This window comes from Pseudomonas sp. TH41 (genome assembly GCF_016650695.1).
GTDB lineage: Bacteria > Pseudomonadota > Gammaproteobacteria > Pseudomonadales > Pseudomonadaceae > Aquipseudomonas.
In genome coordinates this window covers 339,849-355,732 of the sequence record NZ_JAEKFH010000004.1, presented here as the reverse complement: position 1 = coordinate 355,732, position 15,884 = coordinate 339,849, and the positions used below count along the sequence as shown (strand labels likewise).

The window sequence follows — 15,884 nt, the reverse complement described above, 5'->3', positions numbered from 1 at the left end:
AGGAGCGCATCATGCGCTGGATGCTGTTGTTGTTCATGAGCCTGAGTCTGCCGGTCCTGGCCGACCTCGACTACGTGCTCAAGCCTCGGCAAATCGCCGAAGACACCTGGCTGCTGGAAGGCAGCACCGACAATTTCTCCAAGGCCAACGGTGGCAACATCGTCAACACCGCCTTCATCGTCACCGAACGCGGCGTGGTGGTGATCGATACCGGGCCGTCGAAACGCTACGGCGAGGCCATGCGCAAAGCGATTGCCGCGACCACCGACAAGCCGGTGATTCTGGTCATGCTGACCCATCATCACCCGGACCATGTGCTGGGCAATCAAGCCTTCAGTGACGTGCCCATTGGCGCGCTGGCCGACACCACGGCGCTGCTGCATCAACAGGGCGACGCGATGGCCGAGAACATGTATCGGTTGGTGGGCGACTGGATGCGCGGAACCGAAGTTGTGTTGCCGTCTGAGACGCTGACACCCGGCGTGCGAAATTTTGGGAATCACGATCTACGCCTGCTGAGCCTGGGTGGGCACACGGGCGCGGATCTGGCTATTCTCGACCAGCAAACCGGCGTGCTGTTTGCCGGGGACCTGGTGTTTTATCAGCGTGCGCTGACCACGCCCAACAGCCCCGGGCTGTCGGTGTGGCTGGCAGACATCGCGACGCTGCAAGGCTTGCCGTGGACGCTGATCGTGCCCGGCCATGGGCCGGTGGCAACGGACTCAAAGCCCTTCGAGCAAATGCGTGACTACCTGACCTGGCTCGACCAGCTCATGCGTGACGGCGCCGCCAATGGCAGCGACATGGCCGAGATGATCCGTAGTCCTATCCCCGAACGTTTCGCCGGTATTAACCTGAGCCGCTACGAACTGATCCGCAGTGTCAGCCATCTATACCCGCGTTACGAACGCGCACAGATGACCCGAGTTGATTCCACCGCAGACAAGTGACACTTACACACAAAACCCCTGTGGGAGCGGGCTTGCTCGCGAAGGCGGTGTGTCGGGCAGCATCAATGGTGAATGTGAGGGCATCTTCGCGAGCAAGCCCGCTCCCACAGGGGGGCGGGGTAGATCACAAAATCCGAGGCTCATCTCATCCGACCCGGTACTAAGGGATTAGCAATCTCAGCATTGCGGGTAATTGTTACAAAGGCGGCGGCGGCCAAGAATCTGCACCAGACCGGGAGAATTTCCCGGGTATAACAAAAACCGCAGAGGTAGCCGTCATGACCCAACCCGCACGTCGCCAACCCTTCGTCTTGAGTGTGCTGCTCAGTGCCATGCTGTTGTCCGGCCAGGCATTGGCCGCCGTTTCCGATCAAGACATCCTCCAGGACCCCAAGAACCCGGAGCAGATCGTCACCAACGGTCTGGGCGTCCAGGGTCAGCGTTACAGCCCGCTGGACTCCCTCAACGTCGACAACGTGAAGGAGTTGCGGCCAGTGTGGGCGTTCTCCTTCGGCGGTGAAAAACAACGCGGTCAGCAAGCACAGCCGATGATCAAGGACGGCGTGATGTACATGACCGGTTCTTACTCGCGAGTGTTCGCGGTGGATGCGCGCACCGGCAAGAAGCTCTGGCAATACGACGCGCGCCTGCCTGACGACATCCGTCCGTGCTGCGACGTGATCAACCGCGGCGTGGCGCTGTATGGCGACCTGGTGTTCTTCGGCACCCTCGACGCCAAACTCGTGGCCCTGAACAAAGACACCGGCAAAGTGGTGTGGAGCAAGCAGGTTGCCGACCACAAAGAAGGCTATTCGATCAGCGCCGCGCCACTGGTGGTCAACGGCAAGCTGATTACCGGCGTGGCCGGCGGCGAGTTCGGGGTGGTCGGCAAGATCTCGGCCTACGATCCGAAAAACGGCGAATTGCTGTGGACCCGGCCCACCGTCGAAGGTCACATGGGCTACGTCTACAAGGACGGCAAAGCGATAGAAAACGGTATCTCCGGCGGTGAAGCGGGCAAGACCTGGCCTGGCGATCTCTGGAAAACCGGCGGCGCGGCGCCTTGGCTGGGCGGCTATTACGACCCGGAAACCAATCTGCTGCTGTTCGGCACCGGCAACCCGGCGCCATGGAACTCGCATTTGCGTCCGGGCGACAACCTCTACTCGTCGTCGCGTTTGGCTCTCAATCCAGACGACGGCACGATCAAATGGCACTTTCAGAGCACACCTCACGACGGCTGGGACTATGACGGCGTGAACGAACTGATCTCGTTCAACTACACCGAAAACGGCAAAGAAATCAAAGCTGCCGCCACCGCGGACCGCAATGGTTTCTTCTACGTGCTGGACCGCACCAACGGCAAATTCATCCGCGGCTTCCCGTTCGTGGACAAGATCACCTGGGCCTCCGGCCTGGATAAAGATGGCCGGCCGATCTACAACGAAGCCAGCCGTCCCGGCGCCCCAGGCACGGAAGCCAAAGGCAGTTCAGTGTTCGTCGCACCGGCCTTTCTCGGTGCAAAAAACTGGATGCCGATGGCCTACAACAAAGACACCGGGCTGTTCTACGTGCCGTCTAACGAGTGGGGCATGGACATCTGGAACGAAGGCATCGCCTACAAGAAAGGCGCCGCGTTCCTCGGAGCCGGGTTCACCATCAAACCATTGAATGAAGATTACATCGGTGTGCTGCGCGCCATCGACCCGAAAACCGGCAAGGAAGTCTGGCGCCACAAGAACTACGCGCCGCTGTGGGGCGGGGTGCTCACTACCAAAGGCAACCTGGTGTTCACCGGCACGCCGGAAGGTTTCCTCCAGGCGTTCAATGCCAAGACCGGCGAAAAAGTCTGGGAATTCCAGACCGGCTCCGGCGTGCTCGGCTCGCCTGTGACCTGGGAAATGGACGGCGAACAGTATGTCTCGGTGCTGTCCGGCTGGGGGGGCGCAGTTCCGCTCTGGGGCGGCGAAGTGGCCAAGCGCATCAAGGATTTCAACCAGGGCGGCATGCTTTGGACCTTCAAATTGCCCAAAGATCTCGTGGCCAAACACTAACCCTGAACCCACCGCATAACCCTGTAGGAGCGAGCTCGCTCGCGATGAACCCGAGAACGCCACGGAGTGTCAGGTTTCCAGCGTTATCGTTGACGACCATCGCGAGCAAGCTCGCTCCTACTACCAAATAACGAGAGTCCTCCTGCCAACGGCGCATTCGTCTGGCACGCGGGGCTCTCTACTATCGATTCATCGCCTGTCTGCCCGACAGGCATCGACCCAGACAGAGGCCCACCATGATCTACGCACAACCCGGAACACCTGGCGCCGTCGTTTCGTTCAAAGCGCGCTACGGCAATTTCATCGGCGGCGAATTCGTCGCGCCGGTCAATGGCCAGTACTTCACCAACACGTCGCCGGTCACCGGCGACGTGATTGCTGAATTCCCGCGCTCCAGCGCTGCCGACATCGACAAAGCACTCGACGCTGCCCATGCCGCCGCCGATGCCTGGGGCAAGACCTCGGCCCAGGACCGCTCCCTGGTGCTGCTGAAAATCGCCGACCGTATCGAACAGAATCTGGAAATCCTCGCGGTCACCGAAACCTGGGACAACGGCAAAGCCGTGCGCGAAACCCTGAACGCCGATGTGCCGCTGGCCGCCGACCATTTCCGTTACTTCGCCGGTTGCATCCGCGCTCAGGAAGGTGGCGCCGCCGAGATCAACGAACTGACCACCGCCTACCACTTTCACGAGCCGCTGGGCGTGGTCGGGCAGATCATTCCGTGGAACTTCCCGCTGCTGATGGCTGCCTGGAAACTCGCCCCGGCCCTCGCTGCAGGCAACTGCGTGGTGCTCAAGCCCGCCGAGCAGACGCCGCTGTCGATCATGGTGTTCGCCGAATTGATTGCCGACTTGCTGCCGGCCGGGGTGTTGAACATCGTTCAAGGCTTTGGTCGCGAAGCCGGTGAGGCGCTGGCCACCAGCAAGCGCATTGCGAAGATCGCCTTCACCGGTTCCACCCCGGTCGGCGCGCACATCATGCATTGTGCTGCCGAGAACATCATTCCAAGCACCGTGGAGCTGGGCGGCAAGTCGCCGAACATCTTCTTCGAAGACATCATGAGCGCCGAGCCGCAGTTCATCGAGAAAGCGGCCGAAGGGCTGGTGTTGGCCTTCTTCAACCAGGGCGAAGTCTGCACCTGTCCGTCACGGGCACTGGTTCAGGAGTCGATCTACGAGCCGTTCATGGCCGAAGTCATGAAGAAGATCGTCAAGATCAAGCGCGGCAATCCGCTGGACACCGAGACGATGGTCGGCGCCCAGGCCTCGGAGCAGCAATACGACAAGATCCTCTCGTACCTGAAAATCGCTCAGGAGGAGGGCGCCGAGTTGCTCACCGGCGGCGCGGCCGAACGCCTTGAAGGCGACTTGTCCAGCGGCTATTACATCCAGCCGACGCTGCTCAAGGGCCACAACAAAATGCGCGTGTTCCAGGAAGAAATCTTCGGCCCGGTGGTGGGTGTCACCACCTTCAAGGACGAAGCCGAAGCCTTGGCCATCGCCAACGACAGTGAGTTCGGCCTCGGCGCCGGCCTGTGGACCCGCGACATCAACCGTGCGTACCGCATGGGTCGGGCGATCAAGGCGGGACGTGTCTGGACCAACTGCTACCACCTGTACCCGGCCCATGCTGCGTTTGGTGGCTACAAGAAATCCGGTGTCGGTCGTGAAAACCACAAGATGATGCTCGACCACTACCAGCAGACCAAAAACCTGCTGGTGAGCTACGACATCAATCCGATGGGGTTCTTCTAACCCCTCAAACACACCACTAACCCTGTAGGAGCGAGCTTGCTCGCGATGGACGTCAACGATGACGTGTACCGCCTGGATGTACGCGGTGCCCTCACGTCCTTCGCGAGCAAGCTCGCTCCTACATTTTTGGTTTTAGGTGCACTGAAGATCGTGTGACACCCCCTACCAACGCACGCCGCCATCTCCTTCGAAAGTAGCATTCGATTGCCTGGCACCCCGTGCATTAATGGCTTTACCGGAATTACCCGGCACAAGAAGAGGATTGACCCATGTGGAATAAACCCGCGTTCACCGACCTGCGCATTGGCTTCGAAGTGACGATGTATTTCGCCAACCGCTGATTGTTCACCCGGCCGACCGTTGCGTTGGCCGGGCCTGCCTTCTGGAGCATCGCCCATGCATATCCGCGTTCTCGGTTCCGCCGCTGGCGGTGGTTTTCCGCAATGGAACTGCAACTGCCGCCAGTGCACCGGTGTGCGCAACGGCAGCTTGCGGGCGCACCCTCGCACGCAATCGTCCATTGCCCTGAGCGACAACGGTGTGGAGTGGGTGCTGTGCAATGCGTCACCGGACATCCGCGCGCAACTTGAGAATTTCCCAACGCTGCAACCGGCCCGTCGATTGCGCGATACCGCGATTGCCGGCGTGGTCCTGGTGGACAGCCAGATCGACCATTGCACCGGCCTGTTGAGCCTGCGCGAAGGTTGCCCGCATCACGTCTGGTGCACCGAGCGGGTGCATGAGGACCTGAGCAGTGGCTTTCCATTGTTCACCATGCTCAAGCACTGGAACGGCGGCTTGCAGTGGCAACCCATCGGCCTCGACCTCGAGCCGTTCAGCATCGCGGCCTGCGAACACCTGCAGTTTCGGGCGATTCCCCTGGTCAGCAACGCAGCGCCGTACTCGCCTAATCGCGGCAATCCGCAACCCGGCGACACGATCGGCCTGTTTGTCGAAGACCTCCGTAGCGGTACATCACTGTTCTATGCGCCTGGCCTGGGGCAGGTCGATGACGACGTGTTGGGCTGGATGCAACGCGCCGATTGCCTGTTGCTGGACGGCACGTTATGGCGCGATGACGAGATGCGCGTGTGTGAAGTCGGCCACAGTCTGGGCAGTGAAATGGGCCATCTGGCACAGAGCGGTCCCGGCGGCATGCTTGAGGTGCTGGAGGGTTTCACCCGCCAGCGCAAGGTGCTGATCCACATCAACAACACCAACCCGATCCTGGATGAAGACTCGGCGGAGCGGGCGTTACTGGAGCGGCGTGGGGTGGAAGTGGCTTATGACGGCATGAGTATTGAGCTGTAGCGGATGGTCCTTTCGCGAGCAAGCCCGCTCCCACACTGGATCTTCATTGGACACAAAATGTGTAAACAACAGAGAACCAATGTGGGAGCGGGCTTGCTCGCGAAGAGGCCAGACCAGACACCACAGCACCCAACGGTTGTTCCCCGGAGAACCGCAATGACTGACACCCCGATGTCCCCCACCGAATTCGAAGCCGCCCTGCGTGCCAAAGGCGCCTACTACCACATACATCATCCGTTCCACCAAGCCATGTACGCCGGGCGCGCAACCCGCGAGCAGATTCAGGGCTGGGTCGCCAATCGCTTCTACTATCAGGTCAACATCCCGCTCAAGGATGCCGCGATTCTGGCCAACTGCCCGGACCGCGACGTGCGCCGTGAATGGCTGCAACGCATCCTCGACCATGACGGCGCGCCCGGCAGCGAAGGTGGCATCGAGGCCTGGCTGCGTCTGGGGGAAGCGGTGGGGCTAGAACGCGAGCACCTACTCTCCCAGGAACGGGTGCTCCCCGGTGTGCGTTTCGCCGTGGATGCCTACGTCAATTTCGCGCGTCGTGCCTGTTGGCAGGAAGCTGCCAGCAGTTCACTCACCGAGCTGTTTGCTCCGCAGATCCATCAATCCCGCCTCGACGCCTGGCCGACTCACTATCCGTGGATCGACGTCGCCGGTTACGACTATTTCCGTACGCGCCTGGGGCAGGCGCGGCGGGATGTCGAGCACGGTTTGCGCATTACGTTGGCGCACTACGTCACCGCCGAAGGCCAACAGCGGATGCTGGAGATTCTGCAATTCAAACTCGACGTTCTCTGGAGCATGCTCGATGCCATGAGCATGGCTTACGAGCTGAACCGCCCGCCTTATCACACCGTCACCGCCCACAACGTCTGGCACCGGGGGATCGCCCTGTGAGCCCGATTGATCAGCGCCCCGGTCCACCTTTGTGGTTGTTGGCAGAGCTGACGTACCGCTGTCCGCTGCAATGTCCGTACTGCTCCAATCCACTGGATTTCGCCACGTCAGGCGAAGAGCTGAGCACCGAAGAGTGGATTCGCGTCTTTCGCGAGGCGCGAGAAATGGGCGCCGCGCAACTGGGGTTTTCCGGTGGCGAACCGTTGGTTCGACCGGATCTGGCCGAGTTGATCAAAGCGGCGCGGGACATGGGTTACTACACCAACCTCATCACCTCGGGGATCGGCCTGACCGAGCAGAAAGTGCGCGACTTCAAGGTCGCCGGACTGGACCACATCCAGATCAGCTTTCAAGCGGCAGACGAAGCGGTGAACAACATGCTCGCCGGCTCGCGCAAAGCCTTCGCGCAAAAACTCGCGATGGCCCGCGCCGTGAAGGCCCAGGGCTATCCGATGGTGCTCAACTTCGTCACCCACCGGCACAACATCGATCAGATTGCACAAATCATTGAGCTTTGCCTGGAGCTGGAAGCGGATTTCGTCGAATTGGCGACGTGCCAGTTTTACGGCTGGGCGGAGCTCAACCGCGTCGGCCTATTGCCCACCCGTGAGCAATTGCAGCGCGCCGAGCGCATCACCAACGAATATCGACAACGTCTGGAGGCGCAGGGCCATCCATGCAAGCTGATCTTCGTCACCCCGGATTACTACGAGGAGCGCCCCAAGACCTGCATGAACGGCTGGGCCAATCTGTTTCTCGACATCACCCCGGACGGCACCGCGTTGCCTTGCCACAGCGCCCGACAGTTGCCGGTCGAGTTTCCCAATGTGCGCGAGCACAGCATCGAACACATCTGGACCGATTCCTTCGGTTTCAATCGTTTTCGCGGTGATGACTGGATGAAAGAGCCGTGCCGCTCCTGCGATGAAAAGCACAAGGATCTCGGCGGCTGCCGCTGTCAGGCGTTTATGCTGACCGGCGATGCCAGCCATGCCGACCCGGTGTGCAGCAAGTCACCGCATCACGGCGTGATCCTCAAGGCCCGCGAGGAAGCCAATGCGCCGGGGCAGGGCATGGAGCACCTGACGTTGCGCAATGAAAAGGCCTCGCGACTGATCTACCGCGGATGAATCACCCGACACAAATCCCTTGTAGGAGCGAGCTTGCTCGCGAAGAACCCGAGAACGCCGCGGGGTGTCAGGTTCCCAGCGTTTTCGTTGACGACCATCGCGAGCAAGCTCGCTCCTACAGGGGGGGGAGCTGCTCTGTCCTTTGGTCTGATTGCATTCGCAGCCGGATGCTTTAGTGTGGGATCTACCTTTCAAAACAATAAAAAACAGGCTTTCCAATGAGCCAGAGTCTCAGCCAGCTGCGTAAATTCGTTTCACCTGAAATCATCTTTGGTGCCGGATGCCGGCACAATGTCGGCAATTACGCCAAGACCTTTGGTGCGCGTAAGGTGCTTGTGGTCAGCGATCCCGGGGTGATTGCCGCCGGTTGGGTCGCCGATGTCGAGGCCAGCCTGCAAGCGCAGGGCATCGATTACTTTTTATACAGCGACGTTTCACCCAACCCGCGGGTCGAGGAAGTCATGCTCGGCGCCGAGCTGTACCGGGAAAACCACTGCGATGTCATCGTGGCGGTCGGCGGTGGCAGCCCGATGGATTGCGGCAAAGGCATCGGCATTGTCGTCGCCCACGGACGCAACATCCTTGAATTCGAGGGTGTGGACACCATCCGCGTCCCAAGCCCGCCGCTGATCCTGATTCCAACCACCGCCGGCACATCGGCGGATGTCTCGCAATTCGTGATCATTTCCAACCAGCAAGAACGGATGAAGTTCTCCATCGTCAGCAAGGCAGTCGTGCCGGACGTGTCGCTGATCGACCCGGAAACCACCCTGAGCATGGACCCGTTCCTGTCGGCCTGTACCGGCATCGACGCGCTGGTCCATGCCATCGAAGCGTTCGTCTCGACCGGTCACGGGCCGCTGACCGACCCCCATGCACTGGAGGCGATGCGGTTGATCAACGGCAACCTGGTGCAAATGATCGCCAACCCGACGGACATCGCCCTGCGCGAAAAGATCATGCTGGGCAGCATGCAGGCCGGGCTGGCGTTTTCCAATGCGATCCTGGGCGCGGTGCACGCCATGTCCCACAGCCTGGGCGGCTTTCTGGATTTGCCCCACGGCTTGTGCAACGCGGTGCTGGTGGAACACGTCGTCGCATTCAATTACACGTCGGCACCGGACCGTTTCAAGGTGATCGCCGAGACCTTCGGTATTGATTGCCGGGGCCTCAATCACCGGCAGATATGCGGGCGCCTGGTCGAACACCTGATCGCCCTCAAACGTGCCATCGGCTTCCATGAAACCCTCGGTTTACACGGGGTCAGCACGGCAGACATCCCATTCCTGTCGCAACACGCCATGCACGATCCGTGCATCCTGACCAACCCGCGCGAGTCCAGTCAGCGTGATGTCGAGGTCGTCTATGGCGAAGCCCTCTGACGAACAGCAACGGGCGCTGGCCGGGTTACTGGGGTTAGGCAGCCACTCGGCGCGCAAGAGCCATTACCCGGAACTGGCCGCGCGCCTTGACGAACTGGAAGCCGAGCGCAATCGCTACAAATGGCTGTTCGAAAATGCGGTGCACGGGATCTTCCAGGCCAGCCTGCTCGAAGGCATGCGCGCCGCCAACCCGGCGTTGGCGCGGATGCTCGGCTATCAGGATCCGCAAGAGGTGCTGTTCTCCCTGGCCGACCTGGCGAGCAACCTGTTTGTCGGCGGTGCCAAAGAACTGGAAAACATTGGCGAAATCCTGAAAACCCAACGCAGTCTGCACGGCTATGAAACCCAGTTGCGCCGCAAGGATGGCAGCAGCCTCGACGTGCTGATGAACCTGCTGCTTAAACCCGATCAGGAAGGTCTGGTGGAGGGCTTCGTTGCCGACATCACCGAACGAAAACTGGCCCAGCAACGCCTGCAACAACTCAATGACGAGTTGGAACAACGGGTCACTGCGCGTACCGACGAGTTGCTGGAAGCCAACCGCAACCTGCAACAGCAGATCACCCAGCGAGAGCAGATCGAGCAGGCGCTGCGCGATGCCCGTGACGCCGCCCAGGCCGCCAACCGCAGCAAAGACAAATACCTCGCGGCCGCCAGCCACGACCTGCTGCAACCGCTCAATGCCGCGCGGTTGCTGATCTCGACCTTGCGCGAGCGCGCGCTGCCCGACGTCGAGCAGGTGCTGGTGGAGCGCACGCACCAGGCCCTGGAAGGGGCGGAAGATTTGCTCACGGATCTGCTGGACATTTCCCGGCTCGATCAGGCGGCGGTGAAACCAGACATCGCCCTGTACCGGCTCGACGAATTGCTCGGGCCGTTGGTTTCGGAGTTCCAGTCAGTGGCGCAAGCGGCCGGGTTGAACCTGCGGTCGCGCATCGGCGACTACGCCGTTCATACCGACTTGCGTTTGATGACCCGCATCCTGCGCAACTTCCTCAGTAACGCCTGCCGCTACACCGATCAGGGCAGCATTCTGCTGGGGGCCAGACGCAGGGACGACGTGTTGCGAATCGAGGTCTGGGACACCGGGCGCGGAATTGCGGCCGATCGGCTCGACTCGATTTTTCTCGAGTTCAACCAACTGGACGTCGGACGCGCCGCCGACCGCAAAGGCGTGGGGCTGGGGCTGGCGATCGTTGAACGGATCGCGAAAATTCTCGACTACCGGATTCAGGTTCATTCGCTGCCGGGGCGCGGTTCGATGTTCAGCATCGACGTGCCGATATCCCATGAGATACCGCTGCCCATCAGTCTGGCAACACCGCAGCCCGGGATGGGCAACCCATTGCCAGGCCGGCGTTTGCTGGTGCTGGACAACGAGGTGAGCATCCTCGAAAGCATGCGCGCGTTGCTCGGGCAGTGGGGCTGCGAAGTGGTCACCGCCACCGATGAGGTCTCAGCGCTGGCCGCGTTACAGGGCCAGGCACCGGAACTGATTCTGGCGGACTATCACCTCGACCACGGGGTGGTGGGCTGTGAGGTGGTCAGGCATTTACGCGAGCATTTCAACCAGACGATTCCAGCGGTCATCATCACCGCCGACCGCACTGATCAGTGTCGGCGGTCGTTGCAACGGCTCGAAGCACCGCTGCTGAACAAACCGGTGAAACCCGGCAAGTTGCGTGCGGTACTGAGTCAGATGCTGGCGTAGTCAAGTGCGCGATAGTGCAGGCTGAAACCCAACTCGGCGGATTGCCCCTGGTCCAGTAACCGTAACCCCGGTCGACCCGGTAGATGGTGCGCATTGACCGGATGACTCACCGGTTCGATACAGAAAAAGGCCAGGTCCACCGGGCAATACAGCAGGTAGTAGTCGCAACCGGTGACCTGACAGTCCAGTTCATAACCGAGGTCGGGTTGCTGGATCAGGCAATGGCCGTCCCATTCGCAGAAACCGTTGTCGACCAGCGTGTCGGGCAATCCCTTCAATGGCTGGAAATCCCACTCGGCGGGTAACGAACTGAGGTGTGTCGGAAGTTTTGCGGCATCGCATAACCAGACGTGTCGAGCCGGCGCCTGCAACTGCGTACGGGCGGTGCGCGGAAAGTAAGGATGCAACCCCAGCCCATGCCAGGCAGCCCGTTCGTCCAGGTGGGTAACGTGCAAATCGATGCTCAGCTTGCCTTCGCTCAGATGGAAACGTTGGCGGGCGCGGTAGGCGAAGGGTGTGGTGCTGTCGAGTTGCAGGACGACTTCATTGCGTGCCCGGGAAATCACCTGCCACGGCTGTTGCCAGGCGCTGCCATGAATCGGCAGGGGATCGGTGAGGCTGTTGGGTGTCAGTGCCAGCCAGCCATCGGGGCAGTCGAAACCACCTTCGGCAATCCGGTTTGACCAGGGCGCCAAGGGATAGCACGCGAGTTTCCCGGGCAGCCCGGTGTTCAGGGCGTGGGCGTCGCTGTGGCGCAACAGCGGCTGGCCCGTGTTGCGAACGGTCCAGTTGACGATGCTCGCGCCGGTGTCGGGGGCGAGAGTGAGGAGGGTGAAGTCGTCTTCGAGTTCGAGGAGTGTTGGCGTCATGTCAATTGAGCTCTGATGTGAGAACACCGCTGATCCTCGTAGCAGCTGTCGAGCACCGCGAGGCAGCGTTCGGCGGCACAGCCGTCGCAACCCCCGCAGCCGAGTTCCTTCAGGCAGATTGCAGACGCAGCCTCGCGGTGCTCGGCAGCTGCTACCTGGGCCCTCGGGGGCGAGAGTGAGGAGGGTGAAGTCGTCTTCGAGTTCGAGGAGTGTTGGCGTCATTTCAATTGAGCTCTGATGTGAGAACACCGCTGATCCTTGTAGCAGCTGTCGAGCACCGCGAGGCAGCGTTCGGCGGCGCAGCCGTCGCAAACCCCGCAACCGAGTTCCCTCAGGCAGACTGCAGACGCAGCCTCGCGGTGCTCGGCAGCTGCTACATGGGAACCTTGGTGTCTTTTATTCTTTGAACTGAGGTTCAGGCAAACCCTTGACGCCGGGATCAAGGGCGAACACGCCACCGGCCAGTGATTGTTCGTCATGATCGTCGCCGGGACGGATCGAGGTCACGAACAGCGTGTCCAGTCGACCGCCACCAAAGGCACACATGCTCGGTTTTTTGACGGGCACGGTCAGGGAACGGTCCAGTCGACCGTCGGGGGTAAAACGGTGAATCAGCCCGGCATCGTTGGCACAGATCCAGTAGCAACCGTCGGCATCGACGGCGGCGCCGTCGGGGCGTCCGCTGAAGTGATTCATGTCGACAAACACCCGACGGTTCGACGGTGTGCCGCTGTCGATGTCGTAATCGAAGGCCCAGATCTGTTGGCTCAAGGGATGAGAGTCCGACAGGTACATCGTTTTTCCGTCCGGACTGAAGCCCAGGCCATTGGGCACCATGAACCCGTCCAGTTGCGCATCGAGCGGTCCGCGCTGGCCGGCGCTGTAGCGATAAAGCCTGCCGTTGGCGACGTTAGCGTTCATGTTCAGCACCATGCTGCCGGCCCAAAAACGCCCCTGACGATCGCAGCGGCCATCGTTCAGGCGCATGTCGGTGCGGGCGTGTTCGACGTGGGCCTGCAGGTCGCTGTCGAGGCTGCCGTCATCATGCGGACGCAGATGAAAGAAGCCGCTTTCCATCCCGGCCATCCAGCCACCTGCGCTGCTGCGGGTAATGCAGGCGAGCATTTCCGGGGCCGTCCAGGTGTCGACATGGCCGGTTTCGGCACGCCAGCGCTGTAACCCTCCGGCAGGAATGTCAACCCAGTACAGGGCGTTTTCCTCGGGCACCCAGACCGGGCATTCACCGACCGCGTTACGGGCATCGACAATCAATTCGGCTTGCATGGCAACAGTGTCCCCTGGTTTTTATCGCTGGGATGTTGGTTCAGTCGCCGAACGGGCCGGCCACGCAAAAAGCCCCACCCTGGTAGACCCGGATCGGATCATCGGCAGACGGCAGTGGCAGCGCTTCGACCTTTTCACGAAACACGTCGGAGCTATCCTGTGGCGCATAACCGAGGCGGGTTGCCAGATGATTGTCCCACCAGACGTTGTTGTTATCGGACATGCCGTACACCACGGTGTGGCCGACGCCTGGAGCATACAGCGCACGTTCAATCAATCGAGTCAGGTCACCGAAACTCAGCCAGGTGCTCATCATCCGGCGATTTTGCGGTTCCGGGAACGCTGAGCCGATGCGGATGCTGACGGTCTCGATGCCATAGCGATCGAAGTAGAACGTGGCCATGTCTTCGCCGTAGGATTTGGACAAACCGTAATAGCTGTCCGGACGGCGCGGGGAGTGGGCATCGATCACTTCGTCTTGCTTATAGAAACCGATCACGTGATTGGAGCTGGCGAAAACGACGCGCTTCACGCCATGACGGCGTGCGGCTTCATAGATGTGGAAGACGCCGCAGATGTTGGCGCCGAGAATCTCTTCGAAGGAACGCTCCACCGACACACCACCGAAGTGCAGGATCGCGTCCACGCCTTCGACCAGTTGATCCACGGCTTGCTTGTCGGAAAGGTCGCAGCGCACCACTTCTTCACGGTCATCGATGGCCGGCGCGACGTCGGCGATGTCCGACAGGCGAATCACATTGGCGTAAGGGCGCAGGCTTTCGCGCAGCACTTTACCGAGGCCACCGGCGGCGCCGGTCAGCAGCAGGCGATTGAAAGGGGCGTTAGAAGTGGAGGTCATGGAAGTCCTGGGCGCGCAGTTATTGTTGTTGGATTTGTTGTAGGTTGTCGTACGACTGAGTTGGAGTATCGTTAGGCGTTCCGGGTCTTGTCAACGCGACTTTGGCTGAAAATGACGGAGGGTTATCCCTCTCCCTTGTAGGAGCGAGCTTGCTCGCGATGGACGTTAACGATAACGCGTGTTTTCTGAATAAATGCGCGGCTCTTAAGTCCATCGCGAGCAAGCTCGCTCCTACAGGGGGGCCGTGTCAGCCCGTCTTACAGCAACGAAATCGGGTAGCTGATGAAGACGCGGTTTTCGTCGAACTCGTTGCTGCTGAAGTCTTTGCGGATACTCGAGTTGCGCCATTTGACGTTGAGGTTTTTCAGCGCGCCGCTCTGCACGGTGTAAGCCAGTTCCGATTCGCGGCCCCATTCCTTGCCATCGGTGATCGCCCCGGTGTGCACGTTATCGCCGCTGATGTAGCGGTTCATCATCGTCAGACCGGGAATGCCGAGCGCGACGAAGTTGTAGTCGTGGCGCAGCTGCCAGGATTTCTCCCGGGCATTGTCATAACTGCTGTTGTAGCTGTCGTTGGCCAGGGTGCCGCCGCTGGTGCCGTTGACGCGCATCCAGACACTGTCGCCGGTGAGTTTTTGCAGGCCGACATAGAAGGTGCTGCCGCCGTATTTGGCCGAGAGCATGGCGAAGGTGGTTTTGTTGTCGAGGTCGCCGGCCAGCGCGCTGCCGTTTTCCTTGCCATTGAAGAAGCCGAGGTTGGCCCCTAACGTCCAGTCGCCGAGCGGTTGGCTGTGGTTGAGGTTGTAATACTGCTGCTGGTAAATGTCGCTGAGCTCCGAGTACCAGACGCCGACCTGGGTGTGCTTGTCATTGAAGGTGTACTCGCCACCGCCGAAGTTGAAACGGTCCGAGGTGAACGTCGCTTTGCCGTTCATGGACATGTCTTCCATGCTTGCATCATTGCGTGGGCTGTTCTGCTGGAACTGGCCGCCGTAGAGCGTCAGGCCGCTGATCTCGGTGGACGTCACCTGACCGCCACGGAAGGTTTGCGGCAGGGAGCGACCGTCATCCGAGCGCAGGATCGGCAGCACCGGCATCCATTCGCCGACCTTGACTTCGGTTTTCGAGATTTTGCCTTTCAGCGCCACACCGAGCCGGCCGAAGTTATCGGCGGGACGGCCGTCGCTGTCGATCGGCAACAACTGTGTACCACCCGTGCCTTTACCGCCGTCGAGTTTCTGCGAGAACAGCCCCAGCACATCGACGCCGAAACCGACGAAGCCCTGGGTGAAGCCGGACTTGGCATCGAGAATGAAGTTTTGAGTCCACTCTTCGGCCTTGCCCTGTGGGTACGCCGGGTTGGTGAAGTTGCGGTTGAAGTAGGCATTACGCAGGTTCAACGTCGCTTTCGCATCATCGGTGAACCCTTCGGCATGACTGGTCATCGGCAGGGCGAGCACCAGGCCGCTGCAACCGATCAGGCTCAGGGTATGGCGACGTGCGAAGGTCGGGCGAGGGGTGCAAACGGAATGGCGGACGAGCTTGCTCACGGTGACGCTCCCTTGTTACTTTTTGTTTTTATATTTGTCATACGTCGTCGTACAACTTAGGGGGCGATTATTTGCGAGGCTTTCAGGGGTTGTCAATCAGAAGTTGTACGATGACTCC

13 protein-coding genes and 1 pseudogene are annotated in these 15,884 nt (G+C 60.6%); 9 read left to right on the top strand and 5 right to left on the bottom strand.

Annotation, left to right across the window (positions count from 1 at the left end):
• The first annotated feature begins 11 nt into the window (after positions 1–11).
• The 7 genes from JFU37_RS18295 to pqqE all read left to right on the top strand — a co-directional run bounded on the left by JFU37_RS18295 (position 12) and on the right by pqqE (position 8,111).
• Positions 12–950, top strand: a complete 939-nt coding sequence (locus JFU37_RS18295; RefSeq protein WP_201117066.1) for a quinoprotein relay system zinc metallohydrolase 1 — start codon at positions 12–14, stop codon at positions 948–950.
• A 278-nt stretch (positions 951–1,228) separates the two neighbouring features.
• Positions 1,229–3,004, top strand: coding sequence for a PQQ-dependent methanol/ethanol family dehydrogenase (locus JFU37_RS18290; protein ID WP_201117063.1), 1,776 nt, complete (start codon positions 1,229–1,231; stop codon positions 3,002–3,004).
• A 236-nt stretch (positions 3,005–3,240) separates the two neighbouring features.
• Complete coding sequence (exaC, locus tag JFU37_RS18285) at positions 3,241–4,761, top strand: acetaldehyde dehydrogenase ExaC (RefSeq protein ID WP_201117061.1); 1,521 nt, start codon at positions 3,241–3,243, stop codon at positions 4,759–4,761.
• Positions 4,762–5,030: 269 nt separating this feature from the next.
• On the top strand, positions 5,031–5,102 hold the full coding sequence (pqqA, locus tag JFU37_RS18280; RefSeq protein WP_010455123.1) for a pyrroloquinoline quinone precursor peptide PqqA: 72 nt from the start codon (positions 5,031–5,033) through the stop codon (positions 5,100–5,102).
• A gap of 55 nt (positions 5,103–5,157) precedes the next feature.
• Positions 5,158–6,072, top strand: a complete 915-nt coding sequence (pqqB, locus tag JFU37_RS18275; RefSeq protein ID WP_201117059.1) for a pyrroloquinoline quinone biosynthesis protein PqqB — start codon at positions 5,158–5,160, stop codon at positions 6,070–6,072.
• Between the two features lie 156 nt (positions 6,073–6,228).
• Positions 6,229–6,981 (top strand): pyrroloquinoline-quinone synthase PqqC, encoded by a 753-nt coding sequence (pqqC, locus tag JFU37_RS18270; RefSeq protein ID WP_201117057.1) that lies wholly within the window; start codon positions 6,229–6,231, stop codon positions 6,979–6,981.
• A complete protein-coding gene (pqqE, locus tag JFU37_RS18265) occupies positions 6,978–8,111 on the top strand; it encodes a pyrroloquinoline quinone biosynthesis protein PqqE (protein ID WP_201117055.1) in 1,134 nt (377 codons plus the stop codon). Before pqqC ends, pqqE begins: the two co-directional genes overlap by 4 nt.
• Before the next feature lie 20 nt (positions 8,112–8,131).
• On the opposite strand, the pseudogene JFU37_RS30730 reads toward pqqE, so the two are convergent.
• A pseudogene (locus tag JFU37_RS30730) lies at positions 8,132–8,209 on the bottom strand (outer membrane lipoprotein carrier protein LolA); the annotation flags it as partial.
• 120 nt (positions 8,210–8,329) lie between these two features.
• Here JFU37_RS30730 and ercA point away from each other — a divergent pair.
• The gene (ercA, locus tag JFU37_RS18260; RefSeq protein WP_201117053.1) at positions 8,330–9,493 is read left to right on the top strand and encodes an alcohol dehydrogenase-like regulatory protein ErcA; all 1,164 of its coding nucleotides are present in this window, start codon (positions 8,330–8,332) and stop codon (positions 9,491–9,493) included.
• A complete protein-coding gene (locus JFU37_RS18255; protein ID WP_201117050.1) occupies positions 9,477–11,204 on the top strand; it encodes a PAS domain-containing hybrid sensor histidine kinase/response regulator in 1,728 nt (575 codons plus the stop codon). Before ercA ends, JFU37_RS18255 begins: the two co-directional genes overlap by 17 nt.
• On the opposite strand, the gene JFU37_RS18250 is transcribed toward JFU37_RS18255, so the two are convergent.
• From JFU37_RS18250 to JFU37_RS18235, 4 genes are all read right to left on the bottom strand, one after another.
• Positions 11,189–12,073 (bottom strand): aldose 1-epimerase, encoded by an 885-nt coding sequence (locus JFU37_RS18250; protein ID WP_201117048.1) that lies wholly within the window; start codon positions 12,071–12,073, stop codon positions 11,189–11,191. The genes JFU37_RS18255 and JFU37_RS18250 overlap by 16 nt on opposite strands.
• Positions 12,074–12,469: 396 nt before the next feature.
• Positions 12,470–13,357 carry an SMP-30/gluconolactonase/LRE family protein gene (locus tag JFU37_RS18245; RefSeq protein ID WP_201117046.1) on the bottom strand — a complete coding sequence of 296 codons (888 nt, stop codon included), beginning with the start codon at positions 13,355–13,357 and terminating at the stop codon, positions 12,470–12,472.
• A gap of 40 nt (positions 13,358–13,397) precedes the next feature.
• Positions 13,398–14,216, bottom strand: coding sequence for an NAD-dependent epimerase/dehydratase family protein (locus JFU37_RS18240; protein WP_201117044.1), 819 nt, complete (start codon positions 14,214–14,216; stop codon positions 13,398–13,400).
• Between the two features lie 257 nt (positions 14,217–14,473).
• A complete protein-coding gene (locus JFU37_RS18235) occupies positions 14,474–15,766 on the bottom strand; it encodes an OprD family outer membrane porin (protein WP_201117042.1) in 1,293 nt (430 codons plus the stop codon).
• Positions 15,767–15,884 lie beyond the last annotated feature (118 nt).